The sequence below is a fragment of the Rosenbergiella sp. YN46 genome (genome assembly GCF_036620675.1).
In the GTDB taxonomy this organism is placed as follows: Bacteria; Pseudomonadota; Gammaproteobacteria; order Enterobacterales; family Enterobacteriaceae; genus Jejubacter.
On sequence record NZ_JAZHEE010000007.1, the window covers coordinates 122,859 to 143,198 of the forward strand.

17 protein-coding genes are annotated in these 20,340 nt (G+C 55.3%); 10 read left to right on the top strand and 7 right to left on the bottom strand.

What is annotated here, in order from left to right:
• Window positions 1-136: 136 nt before the first annotated feature.
• Window positions 137-997 (bottom strand): VOC family protein, encoded by an 861-nt coding sequence (locus tag V3W49_RS08465; protein ID WP_500144907.1) that lies wholly within the window; start codon window positions 995-997, stop codon window positions 137-139.
• Between the two features lie 245 nt (window positions 998-1,242).
• Here V3W49_RS08465 and V3W49_RS08470 point away from each other — a divergent pair, with 245 nt between their 5' ends.
• The 5 genes from V3W49_RS08470 to solA all read left to right on the top strand — a co-directional run bounded on the left by V3W49_RS08470 (window position 1,243) and on the right by solA (window position 5,103).
• Window positions 1,243-1,803 carry a lipoprotein gene (locus V3W49_RS08470; RefSeq protein WP_500144908.1) on the top strand — a complete coding sequence of 187 codons (561 nt, stop codon included), beginning with the start codon at window positions 1,243-1,245 and terminating at the stop codon, window positions 1,801-1,803.
• Between the two features lie 122 nt (window positions 1,804-1,925).
• Complete coding sequence (gene pyrC, locus V3W49_RS08475) at window positions 1,926-2,972, top strand: dihydroorotase (protein WP_500144909.1); 1,047 nt, start codon at window positions 1,926-1,928, stop codon at window positions 2,970-2,972.
• An 87-nt stretch (window positions 2,973-3,059) separates the two neighbouring features.
• Window positions 3,060-3,305, top strand: coding sequence for a DNA damage-inducible protein I (gene dinI, locus V3W49_RS08480; protein ID WP_500144910.1), 246 nt, complete (start codon window positions 3,060-3,062; stop codon window positions 3,303-3,305).
• A 301-nt stretch (window positions 3,306-3,606) separates the two neighbouring features.
• On the top strand, window positions 3,607-3,861 hold the full coding sequence (gene bssS / locus V3W49_RS08485) for a biofilm formation regulator BssS (RefSeq protein WP_500144911.1): 255 nt from the start codon (window positions 3,607-3,609) through the stop codon (window positions 3,859-3,861).
• A 117-nt stretch (window positions 3,862-3,978) separates the two neighbouring features.
• Complete coding sequence (solA, locus tag V3W49_RS08490; RefSeq protein ID WP_500144912.1) at window positions 3,979-5,103, top strand: N-methyl-L-tryptophan oxidase; 1,125 nt, start codon at window positions 3,979-3,981, stop codon at window positions 5,101-5,103.
• Between the two features lie 18 nt (window positions 5,104-5,121).
• On the opposite strand, the gene proP is transcribed toward solA, so the two are convergent.
• Complete coding sequence (proP, locus tag V3W49_RS08495; RefSeq protein ID WP_500144913.1) at window positions 5,122-6,588, bottom strand: glycine betaine/L-proline transporter ProP; 1,467 nt, start codon at window positions 6,586-6,588, stop codon at window positions 5,122-5,124.
• A gap of 825 nt (window positions 6,589-7,413) precedes the next feature.
• Between proP and V3W49_RS08500 the strand changes: the two genes are divergently transcribed.
• Window positions 7,414-7,968 carry a cytochrome b gene (locus V3W49_RS08500; protein WP_500144914.1) on the top strand — a complete coding sequence of 185 codons (555 nt, stop codon included), beginning with the start codon at window positions 7,414-7,416 and terminating at the stop codon, window positions 7,966-7,968.
• Window positions 7,969-7,983: 15 nt separating this feature from the next.
• Window positions 7,984-8,556: a YceI family protein gene (locus V3W49_RS08505; protein ID WP_500144915.1), complete on the top strand. Its 573-nt coding sequence runs from the start codon at window positions 7,984-7,986 to the stop codon at window positions 8,554-8,556.
• Window positions 8,557-8,591: 35 nt separating this feature from the next.
• On the opposite strand, the gene trhO is transcribed toward V3W49_RS08505, so the two are convergent.
• Window positions 8,592-9,641 carry an oxygen-dependent tRNA uridine(34) hydroxylase TrhO gene (gene trhO, locus V3W49_RS08510; RefSeq protein WP_500144916.1) on the bottom strand — a complete coding sequence of 350 codons (1,050 nt, stop codon included), beginning with the start codon at window positions 9,639-9,641 and terminating at the stop codon, window positions 8,592-8,594.
• 228 nt (window positions 9,642-9,869) lie between these two features.
• Here trhO and V3W49_RS08515 point away from each other — a divergent pair, with 228 nt between their 5' ends.
• Both V3W49_RS08515 and V3W49_RS08520 read left to right on the top strand, forming a co-directional pair.
• Entirely contained in the window at window positions 9,870-10,790 is a 921-nt protein-coding gene (locus tag V3W49_RS08515) for a Kdo(2)-lipid IV(A) acyltransferase (RefSeq protein ID WP_500144917.1), read from the top strand.
• 137 nt (window positions 10,791-10,927) lie between these two features.
• Window positions 10,928-11,290: a MysB family protein gene (locus V3W49_RS08520; RefSeq protein ID WP_500144918.1), complete on the top strand. Its 363-nt coding sequence runs from the start codon at window positions 10,928-10,930 to the stop codon at window positions 11,288-11,290.
• A gap of 1,730 nt (window positions 11,291-13,020) precedes the next feature.
• Here V3W49_RS08520 and V3W49_RS08525 read toward each other — a convergent pair.
• The 3 genes from V3W49_RS08525 to mdoG all read right to left on the bottom strand — a co-directional run bounded on the left by V3W49_RS08525 (window position 13,021) and on the right by mdoG (window position 17,380).
• A complete protein-coding gene (locus tag V3W49_RS08525; RefSeq protein WP_500144919.1) occupies window positions 13,021-13,248 on the bottom strand; it encodes a YceK/YidQ family lipoprotein in 228 nt (75 codons plus the stop codon).
• A gap of 72 nt (window positions 13,249-13,320) precedes the next feature.
• Window positions 13,321-15,852 (bottom strand): glucans biosynthesis glucosyltransferase MdoH, encoded by a 2,532-nt coding sequence (gene mdoH / locus V3W49_RS08530; protein WP_500144920.1) that lies wholly within the window; start codon window positions 15,850-15,852, stop codon window positions 13,321-13,323.
• Window positions 15,845-17,380 carry a glucans biosynthesis protein MdoG gene (mdoG, locus tag V3W49_RS08535; protein ID WP_500144949.1) on the bottom strand — a complete coding sequence of 512 codons (1,536 nt, stop codon included), beginning with the start codon at window positions 17,378-17,380 and terminating at the stop codon, window positions 15,845-15,847. The genes mdoH and mdoG overlap by 8 nt, the downstream gene beginning before the upstream one ends.
• 275 nt (window positions 17,381-17,655) lie before the next feature.
• On the opposite strand from mdoG, the gene mdoC reads away from it, so the two are divergent.
• Entirely contained in the window at window positions 17,656-18,804 is a 1,149-nt protein-coding gene (mdoC, locus tag V3W49_RS08540; RefSeq protein WP_500144921.1) for a glucans biosynthesis protein MdoC, read from the top strand.
• Between the two features lie 37 nt (window positions 18,805-18,841).
• Here the strand turns inward: mdoC and V3W49_RS08545 are convergent, their stop codons facing one another.
• Complete coding sequence (locus V3W49_RS08545; protein ID WP_500144922.1) at window positions 18,842-20,332, bottom strand: phospholipase D family protein; 1,491 nt, start codon at window positions 20,330-20,332, stop codon at window positions 18,842-18,844.
• Between the last annotated feature and the right edge of the window lie 8 nt (window positions 20,333-20,340).

The window sequence follows — 20,340 nt, forward strand, 5'->3', positions numbered from 1 at the left end:
TATCCCCTGTCTCCTTATCTCATTATGTTTGTCGCACTGGCTCTCTGGCTCAGCGCCTGCCTACTATAAACGCCCGCTAACCCCCGTGAAAACAGCAACATGCCGCTTTTTTGCGCCCACTCGCCCTTTGCACCGTTCAGGCGTTAAGCCAGGCATCGTGTAGGCGCTGAAGATCGATTTTCTTCATCTGATACAGCGCCTGCATCACCTGATACGCCTTATGCTGCTGGCGACCATCCAGCAGCATCGGCATCTCCCGCGGCAGAATCTGCCAGCACTGGCCGAACGCGTCCTGTAGCCAGCCGCAGGCTATCTCCTGACCGCCTTCGCCCAGCCGCTTCCATAGCCGGTCAATTTCGTTCTGACTATCGCACCAGACACAAAACGAAAAGGCGCTGGAGAGGGTAAAGCCGTGGGGGTAATCACTTTCCTGCATCAGGAAGGGCTGGCCGCACAACAGGAATCGCGACTGCTGGATGGTTCCATCGGGATTAAGAATAGCTTCATCCCGCTCACAGGGCAGCAGTGTACTCCCCCAGGCGGCGATCGCCTCATTCCCCCGACCATACAGCGCGTCGCAGAACATTATTCCAGGTGCTATCTCATCGTAGTCCGCCAGCCGTAACTGCCAGTTAAGTCCGAAAGGGTCCTCCAGCCAGCCGAAGCAGTCGCTAAAGGGGTAGCTGTCCAGCGGCATCATAACCTTTCCCCCGGTACTTAACGCCGTCCACAGCTGCTCAAGCCGTTCACGGGAAGTACAGGTGACGCGCAGAAACTGGGCGGGAGTAAACGGCATTTGCGCATCGCCATTAAGTGCCAGCAGCTCACAATCCCAGAGGCTGAAATCCACGGTCATTATCGTTCCCCGAGGTAAATGACGATCGTCCGGATAGTAGTTACGCATCCGCTCATGGCCTTTTTCAAATGCCTGCAACCAGAAACTGACCGCTTCCTGCGCCCGTTCCTGCAACCACAGACAGGGTACGATTTTGTTCATCTTGCCCCTCCTCTCCAGCCTTATCATTACTATAGTGCATGGAGATCGGCTGGCTGGCCGGGCCGTCACAGCTCGCCCGAGACACGCACGTGTTATTGCCCCATGTCGAACGCCAACATCGCGGAGCATACGCCCCATTTCCGCCAAATAGCACTTTCAGCTTTTTCTGCTGGTTATCTTCCTGCTGGTGCAGGATGCTGCTTTATGTCAGGATCGGAGGATTCGGCATGCAAAAGAGGAATGCTATGAAAAAGTTTGTAATGGCCGCGGCGCTGGTAATTGGCGGTCTGCTGGCAGGATGTAACCAGCTCACGTCTTATACTATCAGCGAGCAGGAGATTAATCAGGCGCTGGCGAAGCGTAATGACTTCTCCAAAGATATTGGCGTTCCCGGCGTGGCCGATGCCCATATCGTCCTGACCAATCTGGCCAGTAAAATCGGTCGCGAAGAACCGAATAAGGTAACGCTGACCGGTGATGCCCAATTGGATATGAGTTCACTATTCGGTAATCAGAAAGCCACCATGAAGCTAACGCTCAAGGCTGAGCCTTTCTTTAATGCCGAACAGGGCGCGATTTATCTGCGTGAAATGGAAGTGGTAGATACCACTATCGAGCCGCAAAAGATGGAATCGGTGCTTCAGACTATCGTTCCTTATCTGAATCAGTCGTTGCGTAGCTACTTTAATCAGAAGCCAGCCTACGTTCTGAGTGAAGATCGCAGTAAAGGCGAAGCTATGGCGAAGAAATATGCCAAAGGCATTGAAGTGAAGCCTGGCGAAATTGTTATCCCCTTTACTGACTAAGCCCTCTTTTCCCCCCGGAAAATTTCACGCCGGGGGGTGCAAAGGAAAACGTTTCCGCTTATCCTTAGTGCCCGGCATAACCAGCCCCACCCGACCGATTTTCTTTAGCCGGAGCACCCTCCATGACCGAACAGAACCAGGTTTTAAAAATCCGCCGCCCCGATGACTGGCACCTTCACCTGCGCGATGGTGAAATGCTGCAAACCGTCGTACCCTGGACCAGCGCCACCTTTGGCCGGGCGATAGTGATGCCCAACCTGGTTCCACCGGTAACCACGGTAGAAGCAGCTCAGGCTTACCGCCAGCGCATTCTGGACGCCGTCCCTGACGGTCATCGCTTCGAACCGCTGATGACCTGCTACCTGACCGATTCTCTCGAACCGAATGAGCTGGAACGTGGTATGCAGGCAGGCATTTTTACCGCCGCGAAACTCTACCCGGCCAACGCTACCACCAACTCCAGCCACGGCGTCACCAGTATCGACGCCATTATGCCGGTACTGGAGCGGATGGAAAAAATCGGTATGCCGCTGCTGGTGCACGGTGAAGTCACCCACGCCGATATCGATATTTTCGACCGCGAAGCGCGCTTCATTGAAACCGTAATGGAGCCGCTGCGTAAGCGCCTTCCCGGCCTCAAAGTAGTGTTCGAGCATATCACCACCCGGGAAGCCGCCTGGTATGTACGCGATGGCAATGAGCGGCTGGCAGCCACCATTACGCCTCAGCATCTGATGTTTAACCGCAACCACATGTTGGTGGGGGGCGTGCGTCCGCATCTGTACTGCCTGCCGATCCTCAAGCGCAATATCCATCAGCAGGCCCTGCGTGAACTGGTGGCCAGCGGCTGCGATCGGGTTTTCCTGGGTACCGACTCAGCACCTCATCCGCGCCATCGCAAAGAGGCTTGCTGCGGCTGTGCCGGCTGTTTTAATGCGCCGGCAGCCATGGGCGCCTACGCCACCGTATTTGAAGAACTGGAAGCTCTGGAGCATCTGGAAGCCTTCTGCTCGCTGAATGGCCCACGCTTTTACGGCCTGCCGGTTAATGAAGAGTTCATCGAGCTGGTACGCCAACCGAAGTCTATACCGGAAAGCATCGCCCTCAGCGACGATACGCTAATCCCATTTCTTGCGGGCGAAACGCTGCCCTGGTCGGTAAAAAGCTAAGTTCAGTCAATAATTATCGTTCCCCCTGTTGCAAGCCATACCGTATGACTGTATATATATACAGCACTATCAACAGGGGATTTTTCTATGCGTATTGAAGTGACCATTGCCAGAACCACGTCGTTGCCGCCTGGTGCTATCGACGCGCTTAGCTGCGAGTTCTCACGTCGAATTGAAAATGCCTTTCCCGAAAGCCCGGGACAGGTACTGGTACGCTATGCCGCCAGCAATAACCTTTCCGTCATTGGTGGCTCGCCGGATGATAAAGAACGCATCCGCGATATTCTCCAGGAAACCTGGGAAAGCGCCGAAGACTGGTTTTACTCTGCCTGACCAGACACCCTCTCTTTTTGTGCTATTTTGCCGGGTGTCGCCACCCGGCTTTTTTGCTTCTTCGCTTTTTCTCGCTACGTTTTCTGAGAATATTCCTCATTATCATTCGCTGCTTTAATCCTGCTCTCATTGAAATGATGATTTATTACCCACTTTAATCAAAAAAAGCATAATGGCCCGTTTTAATTTTTATTCGGACTGCCCCATCGATTGTTTTTTTGATATAATCATAATGCTTCACGAATAAAATATGCATTGATCCTCACAGTCCGTTGCCATAAACACGTATTAAGGGGGTATCATGGAAAAAAATAACGAAGTAATTCAGACTCATCCCCTTGTAGGATGGGATATCAGCACCGTGGACAGTTACGATGCTCTGATGTTACGCCTGCACTACCTGACTGCAAATCAAGCGCACCCGGACGAAACAGAGGTCGGCCAGACGTTGTGGCTAACCACCGACGTCGCCCGCCAGTTTATTTCTATTCTCGAGGCGGGAATAGCCAAAATCGAATCGGGAGAATACCCGGTGAATGACCATCTTAAGCATTAAACCCAAAATTAAATCATAGCAAGGCGCCAGCTCGGCGCCTTTTTTATTTTTCGGGCTTGTGTGTTATCAGCAGGTTAATTACCCTGCAATGCATAGCAACATAACAGAGAGAACAGCATGGATTACGATTTAATCATCGTCGGGAGCGGTTCGATCGGCGCCGCGGCTGGCTGGTACTCCACCCGCGCCGGGCTGCGAGTATTGATGACCGACAGTGCTCACCCGCCCCATGACGAAGGCAGCCATCACGGCGCCACCCGCCTGATCCGTCACGCCTACGGTGAGGGGGAAAAGTATCTGCCACTGGTGCTGAGAGCCCAGGAATTATGGAATGAATTGCACAAAGAGAGCGGCGAACGCATCTTTGTCCGCACCGGCGTGCTGAACCTCGGCCCCGCCAGCTCCGAATTTCTGCGTAACGTTAAGGAGAGCGCGGCACAGTGGAAACTGCCGCTGGAACAGCTGGATGCCAGCGAGTTAGTCCGGCGCTGGCCGCAGATCGCGGTGCCGGACAACTATCTGGGGCTGTTTGAACCGGATTCGGGCGTACTGTACTGCGAAACGGCGATTACGGCCTGGATTCGCCTTGCCCGGGAAGCCGGCTGCGCCCAGCTGTTTAACTGCCCGGTCACGGCGATACGCCGCTGTGAGAGTGGGGTTGAAGTCGAAACGGTAGATGGCGTCTACAGCGCTCCCAGAATATTGATTAGCGCCGGCACCTGGGTAAAACGTCTGATCCCCGGTCTGCCCGTCACCCCGGTACGCAAAATCTTCGCATGGCACCAGGCTGATGGCCGCTACAGCGCGGAAAATCACTTTCCGGCCTTTACCGGCGAGCTGCCCAACGGCGACCAGTTCTACGGCTTTCCGGCCGAAAATAACGAACTGAAAATCGGCAAACATAATGGCGGCCAGCCTATCGGCGCCCCCGATGAACGTAAACCCTTCGGCGCCCTACCCGGCGACGGCAGCGAGGTATTCAGCTTCCTGCGCCAGATTTTGCCCGGCGTGGGCGTTTGTCTGCACGGCGCGGCCTGTACCTACGATAATTCCCCGGACGAAGACTTTATCATTGACCAGTTGCCGGATATGCCGGAAGCCATGGTGATAACCGGTCTGAGCGGCCATGGCTTCAAGTTCGCCAGCGTACTGGGCGAAATCGCCTGCGATTTTGCGCGCGGTAAAGCATCCTCCTTCGATCTCAATCCGTTCCGCCTGAGCCGTTTTGCTTCCGATAACTAAGTCACAGGGACTGCCGGCTTAACTACTGGCCGGCAGATTCTCTGCCTGGCGTTCCAGCTTCTGTACCAGACGGTGCGCCTCTTCCTCGCTACCGACCGCCGGTGCCGAGCCGCGCAGCGGCTTACGCGCGGTTTCACGCATAAAGAAGGCGGTAATCACCCCGATAACGCCGGCCCCCATCAGATACCAGGCAGGGATCATGACATTGCCGGTTTTTTCCACCAGCCAGCTGGTCAGCAGCGGCGTGGTACCGCCAAACAGGGAAACAGACAGATTAAAACCAATCGCCAGCGCGCTGTAGCGGACTTCAGTGGTGAACAGCGCAGGCAGGGTCGCCGGCATAGTGCCGCTAAAGCAGGTATGCAATACCCCCAGGATAACCAGACCCAGGAAGATGGCAGGCAGTGAACCGCTACCAATCAGCCACAAAGCAGGGATAGCCAGTACGATAAGCCCGACGGCACCACACATTATCACCGGGCGCCGGCCAAGGCGGTCATTCCAGTAGCCCGAAGCCAGCGTCAGCGGCATCATGATAAACATCACTACCATCACCAGCATCAAACCGCTGAGCTCACTCATTCCCAGTACGCTGGTCAGATAGCTGGGCATATAGGAGGTCAGCATATAGTTGGAGACATTAAACAGCAGCACCAGACCGATACATTTCAGCATCGGAATGCGGTAGCGGGACAGCATCTCCCGCAATCCGGGCTGTGGCTTGTCGTGCTCCAGCGCCTCCTGCTTTTCCATATGTTTCTGGAAAGCCGGCGTCTCTTCAAGCTTCAGGCGGATATAGAGCCCGAACAGCCCCAGCGGGCCGGCAATGAAAAATGGAACGCGCCAGCCCCAGCTCAGAAGCTGTTCCTGAGTCAGTAGCGCGGTCATACCGGTGACCAGAATCGCTCCCAGCAGGTACCCCGAAAGCGTACCGAACTCCAGCCAACTGCCCATAAAGCCGCGCCGCTTATCAGTGGAATATTCTGCTATGAAGGTTGCCGCACCGCCATATTCGCCGCCGGTGGAGAACCCCTGAACCAGACGCGCCAGGAGCAGTAGCAGCGGCGCCGCAATACCTAACCGATCATAACCGGGGATCAGACCAATGCAGAAGGTTCCTGCCGCCATCATAATCATGGTGAAAGCCAGTACCTTCTGACGCCCGATGCGATCGCCTAACGGCCCAAACACCATGCCGCCCAGAGGACGAACCAGGAAAGCGGCGGCAAACGCGCCGAAGGTGGCTATCAACTGCACGGCGGGACTGCCACCGGGAAAAAAGACTTTACCAATAGTCACGGCAAGAAAGCTGTAAACGCCGAAGTCAAACCATTCCATGGCGTTACCCAGCGCTGCGGCGCCAACGGCGCGCTTCAGCATCTGCTTATCCACGATAGTAATATCGTCGACCGACAGCGTTTTTTTCTGGCGCTTGCGCCAGAAGGCATGGCGCCGGGTATGTTTATTTTCTAAATGATTGCTCATGAATATCCCTCAGATAATAACCTGATTATGCTGACGGCATCATAGCTTTCCCGTCCTTGTCGCACGTGGTACTTCGCCACGCAGGGTGTGAAAGCTATAACGCAGTGAGATCTGCCGGACTCCGGTTACCCATAACCGGAATACGAGGTGATGCGCTGTTCGGTAGCGGCGAATTTGCGCAGCTCCGTTTCAACACGCATAGCGCTTCTGTGACGGTACTGGCAGTACCACCACAGAGAACAGACCGGGGTGATGTCCACGGCGGGACGCCCCGACTTACATAACTTTAATTTATACAAAAAGCGGATTGTTATCAAGCTAACGATTTTTATTGCTGCATTTATCGTCATTTTGCAGTCATAAACACCAAAAAAAACAACCAATACAAATTAATAAACCATAAAAACCAAAAATCTGATGTGGGAATATCATCTGCTACGCAGCCAATAATCTTAATCGACATCGGCTAATTTACCCCTGCTCATGATAACAATGTGTAAAAACCGATATAAATGCACCCGTCATTCCTCCACCGCGAATATTATGTGCAACTGACAATTACTGACAAATGGTGAAAAAAATCTTTTTCAGAAAAATTATTTGATGATTCAAAAAATTAGAATAAGTGTTTATTTTTCATTATCCTATACCACACCTACGGTTCAATGCCGTAATTAATTCGGTAATACTGATAATAAATAGCGATTCTTTTTCATATTTTTTGAATATTATAAAAATAAGATTCCGCAAGGTTATTTTTTTGTTGCAGACAGTTATTTTCCAGGACACATTTAGCATTACCGATAATTCTTTTGGCGATTTGATATGCAATGGCGTAATTCTCAATCACGCTACGGGCATCTTGCGATCCTGTTTCACTGGCTGGTGGCACTGACGGTCTATGGCATGTTCGGTCTGGGACTGTGGATGGTCACGCTGGGCTATTACGACGGCTGGTACCACAAAGCTCCCGAGCTGCATAAAAGCATCGGCATTGTGCTGCTGCTGGCAATGGTGGCACGCGTTATCTGGCGCAGGGTGTCGCCGCCTCCGCCTCCGCTCGCCAGCTATTCGCGCTTCACGCGCGTCAGCGCGGCGGCGGCACACCTGCTGCTCTATCTTGGCCTGTTCGCCATTATTTTTACCGGCTACCTGATCTCTACCGCCGACGGCAAACCGATCAGCGTTTTCGGTTGGTTTGAGGTCCCCGCGACGCTAAGCGGCGCTGGAGAGCAGGCCGATCTGGCGGGGGATATTCACCTGTGGCTCGCCTGGAGCGTGGTTTTACTCTCCCTCGCTCATGGGCTGGCCGCATTAAAGCACCACTTAATCGATAAAGACGTTACGCTCTGGCGCATGCTGGGCAAAACGTCGCGTTAACTATGGAGTGAAACGATGAAAAAAAGCCTGCTGGGACTTACCCTTGGCGCCCTGATGTTCACCAGCGGCACGGCGCTGGCCGCGGACTACAAGATCGATAAAGAGGGGCAACATGCCTTTATCAACTTCCGGATCCAGCACCTTGGCTACAGCTGGCTGTACGGAACCTTTAAAGACTTCGACGGCAGCTTTACTTTCGACGAAAAAAATCCTGCCGCCGATAAAGTTAGCGTCACCATCAATACCGAGAGCCTGGATACCAACCATGCCGAACGCGACAAGCATCTGCGCAGCGCCGACTTCCTGAACACCGGAAAATTCCCGAAAGCCACCTTCACCTCAACCGACGTGAAGAAGGATGGTGATGAGCTGGATATCACCGGTAATCTGACCCTGAACGGGGTCACCAAACCGGTGAAACTGGAGGCAAAACTGCTGGGCCAGGGCGACGATCCCTGGGGCGGCTACCGCGCAGGCTTTGAAGCCGAAGGAAAAATCCGCCTGAAAGACTTCAATATCACCAAAGATCTGGGCCCGGCCTCTCAGGAAGTGGAACTGATTATCTCTGTGGAAGGGGTTCGTCAGTAATTGCCCTGCCCCGCCATCAGGCGGGGCGATTTTCCTTACTCCGGATCGGGTATGCCGGTCAACGTATTCAGCCTGCCGCGCGATTTATTAAAAATCTTCATTCCGTTTTCCCGCCTGGCCCGACGCTGGCGTTGTTCTTGCGGCGAAAGATGCAGCTCATCGCGGCAGCGTTCACTGCAGCAGCCCTGATACTGCTCCGCACAATGGGGACACTGAATGAACAGCAGGTGGCAACCGTCGTTTTTACAGTTGGTATGGCTGTCGCATGGGGTGCCGCACTGATGACAGTGGGCGATCACATCCTCAGTAATCCGCTCCCCAAGACGTTCGTCGAAAACAAAGTTTTTGCCCACAAATCGCACCGGCAATCCCTGCTCTCTGGCACGCCGTGCGTACTCGATGATGCCACCCTCAATGTGATACACCTTATTAAACCCGTTATGGCGCATCCATGCACTGGCCTTTTCACAGCGGATACCGCCAGTGCAGTACATCACAATCTTTTTGTCGCGATGCGGCTCCATCATCTCGACGGCTTTTGGCAACTGTTCGCGGAAGGTATCCGCCGGGATCTCCAGAGCCCGCTCAAAGTGGCCCACTTCGTACTCATAGTGATTACGCATATCGATAAACAGCGCGTCGGGATCGTCGAGCATGGCGTTCACTTCGTCGGCGGTCAGATACTCGCCCACATCGGAAGGATCAAAATGAGGATCGTCGATGCCGTCGGCCACGATACGGTCACGCACCTTCATCCGCAGCACCCAGAAAGACTTGCCATCATCGTCCAGCGCGATATTCAGCCGCAGGCCGTCCAGCGCCGGATGGAAGCCGTACAGCGTATTACGGAAATTCTCCAGGCGGCTCTGTGGTACGCTTATTTGCGCATTGATACCCTCATGAGCCAGATAGACCCGACCAAACACTTTAAGAGCCGTCAGCGCCTGATACAGCGCGTCGCGGGTTGCTTTGGGGTCATCAATGGTAAAATACTTATAGAATGAGATTGTGGTGCGCGGCTCGCTTTCAGCCAGCATGCGCGCTTTCAGCTCCTCATTGCTGATTCGGTTATGTAACACTGGCATGGTGTTTTTTCCTGCAATAGGTTAACGCTTATTGATGGCGCGGCATCATATAGCAACAGCGGCTAATTTACATCCACACATTTTACGCTACATTCTGCACACAATATGATGCCATCAGCCACAGAGCGGTGATAGTTCAGTCATTCGTCCTTTGTGGTTTTGGCGGTGACACAAATAGATGTCACAATATGGCTCTTCGTGGCGTTGCCATTTGTTTATGGAATTTTCATGACTCAGTTACCACAATTCTCCCGTGCCCTGCTGCACCCCCGCTACTGGCTCACCTGGCTGGGTATCGGTTTACTTTGGCTGGTGGTGCTGTTGCCCTATCCGGTTATCTGGCGTATCGGTCGCCTGCTTGGCTGGCTGTCGATGAAGTGGCTGCCGCGTCGGGCGCAGATCGCCCACCGTAATCTTGAACTCTGCTTTCCCGATATGCCAGAGGCGGAGCGCCAGCGTCTGGTCAGACAGAATTTTGAATCCGTCGGAATGGGAGTTATGGAAACCGGCATGGCCTGGTTCTGGCCTGACTGGCGCGTGGCGCGTTGGACCGAAGTCTCAGGCATAGAGCCGGTAAAAGAACTGCTGGCTCAAAAGCAGGGGATCCTGCTGATCGGGGTTCACTTTCTGACTCTTGAACTGGGAGCCAGAATTTTCGGGATGCACACCCCGGGAATTGGCGTCTACCGCCCTAACGATAATCCCCTCATCGACTGGCTTCAGACCTGGGGACGGCTACGCTCGAATAAAACAATGCTCGATCGCAGAGATCTGAAAGGGATGGTGAAAGCGTTGAAAGGCGGCGAAATCATCTGGTATGCGCCGGACCACGACTATGGCCCGCGTAATAGCGTCTTTGTCCCCTTCTTTGCCGTTGATCAGGCGGCAACGACCTCCGGCACCTGGATGCTGAGCCGCATGTCTAAAGCCTGTATCGTTCCCTTTGTCCCCAGACGCAAGCCAGGCGGTAAGGGCTATGAGCTGATTGCCCTGGAGCCGGAATGTCAGCCTCCGCTCGACAGCCCTGAAGTCACTGCCGCCTGGATGAACAAGGTCGTTGAGCGTTGCATCATGATGGCCCCCGCTCAATATATGTGGCTGCACCGCCGCTTTAAGACTCGCCCGGAAGGCGTTCCTTCCCGCTACTAGGTTATTGGCCCGGCCACATGCCGGGCCAATAAACCGCACGTTGATCCACACCCGCGAATTTTTTTTCCGCGATATTTTCTGCCAGAGCGCAGTTCGTCTATTCTTTCCAGAAATCAGGTCAACTCAGGGAGCACGCTATGTCAATGTACACCACGCTTGAAGAAGCCATCGACGCCGCACGCGAAGAGTTTATTGCCAACAACGGTGAAGACACTATCGTCCAACAGCTGGCTTTGCAGAAATATATTCTGCAGGATGGCGATATTATGTGGCAGGCCGAATTTCTCGCCAGCGAAGATGAAGAAGGAGAATGTCTGCCGTTATTTAGCGGCGAAGCGGCCCAGGAGGTCTTCGATGGCGACTATGAGGATATTGAGATAGAAGATGAATGGCAGGAAGAAAATACCCTGCACGAGTGGGATGAAGGCGAATTCCAGCTCGAACCTCCGCTGGATACCGAAGAAGGGGAAGCCGCAGCGGACGAGTGGGACGAGCGCTGAGTGACGGTTTATCACATTGAGTCGGGGCAGATAACGATTCTGCCCCGACTCAATGGTCACCGTCACCGGCCAGCCGGTTTCAAATCCGGCTTCCACAGTCAGTGGCCTTTCAGATGCAGGCCGGGGCAACGGTTGTCATACGTGGTCATGCCGGTTGCGCTATTTTTGCAACAGTGCCATGTTCTGAAAGAGTATGCCACGCTGGCGAAGGTTCCGTTCACCTTAAGGTTACTTTTATATGTCGATTTCGGAACCGGTGAATTAACAGAGAAGCAATGACGCAAAGTGAACGGAACAGCCCGCTGCATCGTTATATTCCGCCCAGTGGCTTTTCAGATGTGGGACGGGGCAGCGGTTGTAGTATGTGGTCATGCCGGTTGCGCTATTTTTGCGACAATGCTGTGTTCTAAAAGAATATGCCGCGCCGGTGAAGGTTCCGTTCACCTTAAGGTGATTTCTCTTATGCCGGTTGCGGAACCGGTGAATCAGCAGAGAAGCAATCACGCAAAGTGAACGGAACAGCCCACCGCATCATTATATTCTGCCGCTTCTGTTCTGAAACAGGGCGCCGGAGCCGCCGGTCACCCTCACCCCGGCCCTCTCCCGAAACGGGAGAGGGAGTTTCCCGGCAATGAACGGACAGCCTCCGCACCATCATCCTGACTGAACAACCGGTGCCCTTTCAGATGCAAGCCGGGGCGGCGGTTGTAGTACGTGGTCATGCCGGTTTGCGCTATTTCTGCTCCAGTGCCGTGTTCTGAAAGAGTATGCCGCGCAGGCGAAGGTTCCGTTCACCTTAAGGTGATTTCTCTTATGCCGGTTGCGGAACCGGTGAACGGGCCAGGGGCTCAAATGCCGCCCCTGACAACCCGGCTTTCCGGCGTGAAAATCGCCGCTGTCGCGGGCCCCTCCGCTTTTCCCGTCCGCCGGACGGGTCGGGCGTGACGTCACCTCCCTGTGCCGCACGCCCTCAGCCCGACGTCCTGTCGGGCTGACCCTGGCGGTCGTGAACGCTGCGGCGATTTTCAGGCCGGAGAGTCACCGCCCTGAATCTTCTGCCCGGATTTATCAGTAAAGGTATTGCTGGTTGTATTTGAGCACTCCGTCTGAAGCGACAAGGGGGTTGCCTCCCGGCTTAAAAAACGCCGTAGCGTTCACGCAGGGCCGGAGGAGCGACAGGATGTCGCGACAGGGTAAGGTCGCCAGGGATGGCGACTCTTGCCCGTTCCGAAAAGCCCGGAGTGATAAGCGAAGGGGCCCCGAAGGGCGTTTTTTACCGCCGGGGAGCCCGGGTCGCCAGGGGAGCGGCGACTGAGCCCCCCTGGCCCGTTCACCCGCGGTGGGTTAACAGAGAAGCTGTTGCCTGAAGTGAACGGAACTCTCGCCGCATCATCATATTCTGCCGCTTTTATTCTGAAACCAGGCGCCGGAGCTGCCTGTCACCCTCACCCCGGCCCTCTCCCGAAACGGGAGAGGGAGTTTCCCGGCAATGAACGGAACACTCGCCGCATCATCATATTCTGCCGCTTTTGTTCTGAAACCGGGCGCCGGAGCCGCCTGTTCCCTCACCCTGGCCCTCTCCTGAAACGAGAGAGGGAGTTTCCCGCCAATGAACGGAACAGCCCACCGCATCGCTATGTTCCGCCGTTTTTATTCTGAAACAGGGCGCCGGAGCCGTCTGTCCCCCTCACCCCGGCCCTCTCCCTGTGTACGTTCCGGGAAGAAAGAAATTACTCATAAGGCCCGTGATGGCTATCTATCGGCAGCAACAGAGTATCGAAAACCAGTGAGAACGGCAGATCGAGTACCGTTACGTAGCGCCACGGCGAATCACGCAGATCCCACTGTACCCCAGGATAGTATTGATTACCGTTGCCCTGCCCCGGTATTGTACGGCTAATGATACTGCCACAGCCGCTTAACAACAGAGCGGCGATAATCACAACGACAATTCTCACAGGTATCCTCTTTAAACTTGCTCGCCCATCCCGGGCAAAAAAAAGCCGGCGTCACCGCCGGCATCTTCCTTATCACTGGGCCTTAAGCACCCCAGGGTTTAACGTTACCGACTGATAAAGCTGCACCCAGGAGGAGTAGCGCTCCGGATTCGCCCAGACGCGATAATGCATCCGCGCCATCGTCACCGGATCGCTCAACAGTACCAGGCGACGATCGCGATTCAGTTTGTCCGGCGTTTCGTTTAGCGCCTGCTCTACATGGCGATCGCGGGCGATCTCCAGTACCTGGCTGGCTCGGTGGCGGGCAGTCGCCATGGCGCAGGAGAGCGCATTCAGTGCCGGGTTAAACACCGCATGCATAAAACCGTCGTCCAGCGCGCGCTGACGATTAAGCGCCAGGTATTTGTCGGTATCCACCAGCACCTGCGGCGGCGAATACTCTTCCGGAATCAGGAACAGTTTCCAGCGTTTGGTACGCAGCCCCACCGTCGCCCGACTGGAGATAACCGACACAAACGGCGACAGAATCAGCGAGAAGACAATTGGCGCCAGCCAGAACAGGAAACGCAGGTCAAGCCACGCCATTCCGGCAGCCCAGACCAGTCCCAACAGCAGTTGAGAGCCATGGCGCATAAAGGCCTCACCCCATGGGGTAGAGTCATCGTCACGCTGCGGCGAATTCCAGACCACTTCCCAGCCCAGAAAGGCGCTAACCACGAACACGGTATGGAACAGCATGCGCACCGGCGCCAGCAACACAGAAAACAGCACCTCAAGCAGCAGCGACAGCGTCACGCGGAAAAAGCCGCCATACTCCTTCGGTCCTTTGCACCAGATCAAAATCACGCTCAGCAGCTTCGGCAGGAACAGCAGCACCATGGTCGAAGCAAACAGCGCAATCGCCAGCTCCGGACGCCACTGGGGCCAGACCGGGAATAGCTGACGCGGCTGCAGAAAGTACTGCGGTTCGGTCAGGGCATGCACCACCTGAAGCGCGGTAGAGAGCGCCAGGAACATAAACCACAGCGGCGCCGACAGGTAGGACATCACCCCGGTCAGGAACACCGCGCGATGCACCGGGTGCATCCCCTTCACCAGGAACAGGCGGAAGTTCATCAGGTTGCCGTGACACCAGCGGCGATCGCGTTTCAGTTCATCAAGCAGGTTAGGCGGTAGCTCCTCATAGGAACCGGGCAGATCGTAGGCTATCCACACGCCCCAGCCCGCACGACGCATCAGCGCGGCTTCCACGAAGTCATGTGACAGAATCGAACCGGCAAAAGATCCCTCGCCCGGCAGCGGCGCCAGCGCGCAGTGCTCAATAAAGGGCTTCACGCGAATAATGGCATTATGGCCCCAGTAGTGGGACTCGCCGAGCTGCCAGAAGTGCAGGCCGGCGGTAAACAGCGGGCCATATACCCGGGTGGCAAACTGCTGGCAGCGCGCGTAGAGGGTATCCATGCCGGAAGCACGTGGAGCCGACTGTATAATCCCGGCATTGGGGTTGGCTTCCATCAGGCGCACCAGCTGCGTCAGACACTCACCGGTCATCACCGAGTCGGCGTCCAGCACCACCATATAGCTGTACTGGCTGCCCCAGCGGCGGCAGAAGTCGTCGATGTTACCGCTTTTACGCTTCATACGGCGGCGGCGGCGGCGATAAAAGATCTGCCCTTCGCCCTGCACTTCGGCAATTAGCTCCATCCAGGCTTTCTGTTCAGCCACGCAGATATCGGGGTCGTAGCTGTCACTCAGAATGTAGATATCGAAATGCTTATGCTGCCCGGTAGCCTTAACCGACTCCCAGGTAGCACGCAGCCCGGCGAAAACGCGGCTGACGTCTTCATTACAGATAGGCATCACCAGCGCGGTGCGGTGCTCGGGATTCAGCGGCTCGTTCCCCACCGTCGAGGCGGAGATACTGTATTTGTCCTTGCCGATCAGCAATTGTAGAAAACCCATCAGCGCTGTCCAGAAACCGGCTGAAACCCAGCAGAACAGAATGGCGAACAGGATCAGAATGCCGCTCTGCAATACGTAAGGCAGCAGCTGCATAAAGGAGATCCACAGATCCTGGCCGACCATATCGGCAGGGTTGATCAGCGCCCATCCCTGATAAGGCAGGATGGTTTTCATATACCAGGTCGCGACGGCGGTCTGGGACAGAGTTAACAGCAGCAGGATGTAACGACGGATGGTGCCAACGGTACGCCATTTCTGTTCGCTGGCCTGCTCCTCTTTGGACATCGAATGATGGCGCGGCGACAGGTTACGCCCAAGCAAGCGATCCCAGAAGCGGCCGATCGGGTTGGTACGCCAGGGTTCCGGCACCATGGAGGAACGGTGGATCTCCGGCATCGCCCGCAGCTCGGTTCGCCCTTCGGCATCCAGGGCGAGCTGCCCATTGCCGACGGAGTCAGGCCACTGATGCTCCAGACGGGCTGCTACCGAACCCTGGGGCGAATCATCCTCGCGCGGATAGCGCTCCGCGTCGGCGCCAAGCGCCTGGTGCACCGCGCGCACGTCCGTCGTGGGCAACCGGGCCTGCTGCTGTGCAGTCAGGCCAAGCGCTTCCACATAGTCTTGTGTCGTCAGTTTATTCATTGGCAGGTAACTGGTAGCTCCAGGTTTCACTCAGTGTCTTATCACCGTTAACCAGCGCGGCGCGCATATCGGTGGTCTTCTTATCGTCTTTCACTTTGATGCGCAGCGTCAAACGCCAGCCTTTAGTGACCGGGTTGTAGCGCACGTTGTTTTCGACAATCTCGCCGTTATCGCCAATGCTGGCCTGAGCGGTAACCGGAGTGTCCTCTGCCAGTTTCTTCATCTCTTCGCCAGTGAAGTCCACCACGAAGGCCACGGTACCGTCAGGCTGGCGAATCAGATTAGCCTGCTTCACATCGCCGGTAGAGCGGCGGGTCTGCTGTACCCAGGCAATAGACGGATCGTGCAGCTTGCTTTCGTCGCGGGTCATCAGAATGGAATACTTGTAGTTCATCTCCTTGCCCGGTTCCGGCAGCTGCTCCGGCGTCCAGAAGGCGACAACGTTATCGTTGGTTTCATCGTTGGTCGGAATTTCGACGAGCTCGATCTTTCCCTTACCCCAGTTGCCTTCCGGCTGAACCCAGGCACTGGGACGCAGATCGTAACGATCGTCCAGATCCTCATAGCGCGAGAAGTCACGACCGCGCTGCAGCAGGCCAAAACCTTTCGGATTCTCGGTGCTGTAGGTACTGACCGCCAGGCGTTTCGGGTTATTCAGCGGACGCCAGATCCACTCGTCGTTGCCGGCATGGATAGACAGACCGTCGGAGTCATGCATTTCCGGGCGATAGTTCACGCTCGGCGACGGCTGGTTAGCCCCGAACAGGAACATACTGGTCAGCGGTGCTACGCCCAGCTTGCCCACTTTGTCGCGCAGGTAGATTTTTGCCTGTACGTCGACTTTGCTCTCTTCGCCCGGACGAATAATGAAGCGGTAGGCGCCGGTGGCGCGCGGAGAATCCAGCAGAGCATAGACCACCAGCCAGTTAGCTTTCGGCTGCGGGCGCTCGATCCAGAATTCGCGGAAACGTGGGAACTCTTCACCGGATGGCAGCGCGGTGTCGATGGCCAGACCGCGCGCTGATAGACCATAAACCTGCCCCTTGCCGATGACGCGGAAGTAGCTGGCCCCGAGCATGCTGACAATTTCGTCGTTCTTATCTTTGCTGTTGATCGGGTAGAGCACTTTAAAGCCTGCGAAGCCGAGATCCTTAACGGTGTCTTTGTCGTGCTTCACGTTACCGAATGTGAAGTAATCCGGGTTGTACTTAATCTTATGTACCGCCGTGGCGGTCACTTCATTGATCGTCACCGGCGTATCGAAGTACATGCCCTGGTGATAGAATTCGAGCTTGAATGGGGTCTTAAGCTTATTCCAATACGCTTTGTCATGATTGAACTGGATCTGCTGATAGTCCGCATACTTCATGTCGCGGAATGCGGAAGGCAGGTTGCTTTTCGGTGCCTCGTAGCTTTTACCTGCCAGAGACTTCGCCTGTTTAGCAACGTCATCAATAGAAAAAGCCCATACCGAATTGGCATACAGGGACAACATTATAGCGGCACCCAACCAGCGCAGTTTCTTCATTTCTGGTTTATTTTTCATAAAAGTCAGCACATCCCCCTTTGTGTGCTAAAGTCAATCCAATCCATTCTAATGGATACTTCAACTTTCCGACAACCATATCCCCGTCAGGTTCATACCAGCGGTTCAGGCTTTAAGCGAATAATAAGTCAAGTGATTACGCTTTCCGTGCTTCTCCTGGAGACAGTCAGGCTGCGTTAGTGTAGGGTTAGCAGCCAAATGTAATCCGTAGTCGTCTTAAGGATAAGGCGAAAAGTCTTATATTACTCTGGAGTGTTATGAGCAACCCACCGGCGCAACGCGAATTTTTCCTTGATTCGATCAGGGCCTGGCTGATGTTACTGGGAATTCCGTTCCACGTTTCCCTCATTTATTCAAGCCATCAGTGGCACGTCAACAGCGCGGAAGCCTCTGGCTGGCTGACCCTGTTCAACGACTTTATCCACGCCTTCCGCATGCAGGTTTTCTTCGTCATTTCCGGCTATTTTTCCTGGATGCTGTATCAGCGCTACAGCCCCGCCCACTGGTGGAAAGTGCGCGTCGAACGCGTAGGTATTCCTGGGCTGACCGCTATTCCCTTACTGACGCTACCGCAATTTTTAATGTTGCAATTTGTAAGTGGGAAGTCGCAAAACTGGTCGCAGCTTAGCGGCTATCAAAAATATAATACCCTGGTCTGGGAATTGACTTCACACCTGTGGTTTTTACTGGTGCTGGTGATATTAACAACGATTGGCCTTATTCTGTTTAAAAAAATGAAACAGGCACCGGCGAAGGAGCGAGATTTTTCATTGCTTGCGCTGTCATTTATTTTTCTGGGGCTGGGCATAGGCTGGGCGGCACTGCGCCGCCTGCTGCTGATAGCCTGGCCACCGATCCTCAGCGACGGGCTGTTCAACTTCACCGTAATGCAGACGCTGATGTACCTGCCGTTCTTTATGCTGGGCGCCATCGCCTTTAAATATCCGGCGCTGAAGGCCCGCTTCATCACCCCCTCCCCCGCCTGCTATGTGGGCTCACTACTGGCCTTTATCGCCTATGTGCTTAACCAGCGATACGGCAGCGGCGCAGGCTGGATGTATGAACGGGAAGCGGTGATCGTCATGCTGATGGGATTGTGGATGACCAATGTGGTGTTTTCGCTGGGCCACCGGCTGCTCAACTTTCATTCGCCGCGAGTCACGTACTTTGTTAACGCCTCGCTATTTATTTATCTGGTACATCATCCGTTGACGCTGCTTTTCGGCGCATACATCATGCCGCATATTCGCTCTAATACCCTGGGATTTGTGGTGGGTCTGCTCTTTGTGATGGCTATCTCCACCCTGCTTTACGAACTGCACCTGCGGGTGCCGCTGTTGCGTTTCCTGTTTTCCGGCAAGCCGCAGAAAAAAAAGGCGCAGCCCGCGACCAGCGGCGTTCGTTAATGGTCAAAACGCCCAATTAAGCGTCGGGCGTTTTTGATTACAGCAGCCACTCTACCGGTAGCCAGCCCGTGATCCGAACCACCAGCCGCTTCCAGAAGTGGGTCTGAGGCTCCTTACGCCAGACCACGTCCCGATCTCCCTCCTGCTCCACCCAGTTTATCCGCCCGCGCCTGTCCAGACGTAGTTCCCAGGCGCTGTGGCGGCGGCTGCGGATAAAGCGTTCATGGCCCAGCTTCGCCAGGGTTTCGCTCTCAATCACAAATCCCATCTCGGTATTAAGCAACGCCGAGCGCGGATCAAAATTAAAGGAGCCGATAAATACCTTTTCACCATCCACGCTAAAGGTCTTCGCGTGCAGGCTGGAGCCGGAGTTCCCGGTCAGGCCACGGTCGTGGGGCGTCGTGCGCCCGGACTGCTGCTGGGGTTTGAGCTCATACAGCGCCACTCCATGGCGCAACAGTTTTTTGCGCCAGCGCGCATAGCCTGCGTGCACCATCGCCACATCGTTGGCCGCCAGCGAATTGGTCAGAATGGCAATTTTAACCCCCTTACGCACCAGGGTCAGTAACTGCGCCACGCCGGAACGGGTGGGGACAAAATAGGGCGAAATAATATCAAACTGTGATTTTGGCTCGCCCACCACACGCATTAAACGCACGCCAAGCAAACCGCGCAACCGCGCTTTGCCCTCGCCTTTGCGCGGATCGTCGCTGAGCAGCCGGGTTTTCGCCCACAGCATATTCAGCTCGCCGGATTCCAGCTGCGCCACAAACCGGCTGGTGCGCAGCCGCTCCAGATAGCGCTGGGCCATCGGATTCTCCAGCCAGTCGGGGGGCAGTTGCACCCGGCGCGAAATTTCACCTTCGCTCACCTCCAGCACCCGGGAAAGCGGCGCCACCGCCGCCGATTCCCAGTAGCGCTGGAAATCGGCGCACACATCAGCCACCACCGGCCCGGTCGCCATCACATCAAGATCGGTAAACAGCGGCTGATCGCCGGCGCCAAAATAGGCGTCACCGATATTGCGCCCGCCAACAATGCTGACTTCGCCATCCACCGTAAAACTTTTGTTGTGCATCCGCCGGTTCAGGCGGGCAAAATCGGTGAGATAGCCCAGAAAACGCAGCTTGCGAAACGAAAAGGGATTAAACAACCGGACGTCAATATTGGGATGGGCGTCCAGCAGCATCAGTATGCTGTCCATCCCAACAGTATTATTATCATCCAGCAGAATACGTACCCGCACGCCGCGCTGGGCCGCCGCCAGCAGCGCTCCGAACAGCAGGCGCCCGGACATATCGTCTTCCCAGATATAGTACTGAACATCCAGGCTGCGCTCCGCCACTCCGGCCAGGGTGTAGCGTGCTGCAAAGGCGTCCAGGCTGTTATCCAGCGGATGGATACCACTCAGCCCTTCATGGCGGGCCGCCTCGGGCGCGACCGCTCGGCCAAGACGGGTGGCGTGATCGTCACTCGCTGGCGGTTTCTGCCAGCAGAGGTTGTTAAAGTCGGGGGTTTTCTTCGTCATAGCAGACG

Coding starts and splice junctions, on each gene's coding strand:
- proP (WP_500144913.1), bottom strand. CDS start 6,588: ATGAGCAATCATTTAGAAAATAAACATACCCGGCGCCATGCCTTCTGG.
- V3W49_RS08470 (WP_500144908.1), top strand. CDS start 1,243: ATGAAAAAGTTTGTAATGGCCGCGGCGCTGGTAATTGGCGGTCTGCTG.
- V3W49_RS08520 (WP_500144918.1), top strand. CDS start 10,928: ATGTCAATGTACACCACGCTTGAAGAAGCCATCGACGCCGCACGCGAA.
- V3W49_RS08545 (WP_500144922.1), bottom strand. CDS start 20,332: ATGACGAAGAAAACCCCCGACTTTAACAACCTCTGCTGGCAGAAACCG.
- bssS (WP_500144911.1), top strand. CDS start 3,607: ATGGAAAAAAATAACGAAGTAATTCAGACTCATCCCCTTGTAGGATGG.
- V3W49_RS08515 (WP_500144917.1), top strand. CDS start 9,870: ATGACTCAGTTACCACAATTCTCCCGTGCCCTGCTGCACCCCCGCTAC.
- mdoG (WP_500144949.1), bottom strand. CDS start 17,380: ATGAAGAAACTGCGCTGGTTGGGTGCCGCTATAATGTTGTCCCTGTAT.
- V3W49_RS08505 (WP_500144915.1), top strand. CDS start 7,984: ATGAAAAAAAGCCTGCTGGGACTTACCCTTGGCGCCCTGATGTTCACC.
- pyrC (WP_500144909.1), top strand. CDS start 1,926: ATGACCGAACAGAACCAGGTTTTAAAAATCCGCCGCCCCGATGACTGG.
- V3W49_RS08500 (WP_500144914.1), top strand. CDS start 7,414: ATGCAATGGCGTAATTCTCAATCACGCTACGGGCATCTTGCGATCCTG.
- mdoC (WP_500144921.1), top strand. CDS start 17,656: ATGAGCAACCCACCGGCGCAACGCGAATTTTTCCTTGATTCGATCAGG.
- solA (WP_500144912.1), top strand. CDS start 3,979: ATGGATTACGATTTAATCATCGTCGGGAGCGGTTCGATCGGCGCCGCG.
- trhO (WP_500144916.1), bottom strand. CDS start 9,641: ATGCCAGTGTTACATAACCGAATCAGCAATGAGGAGCTGAAAGCGCGC.
- mdoH (WP_500144920.1), bottom strand. CDS start 15,852: ATGAATAAACTGACGACACAAGACTATGTGGAAGCGCTTGGCCTGACT.
- dinI (WP_500144910.1), top strand. CDS start 3,060: ATGCGTATTGAAGTGACCATTGCCAGAACCACGTCGTTGCCGCCTGGT.
- V3W49_RS08465 (WP_500144907.1), bottom strand. CDS start 997: ATGAACAAAATCGTACCCTGTCTGTGGTTGCAGGAACGGGCGCAGGAA.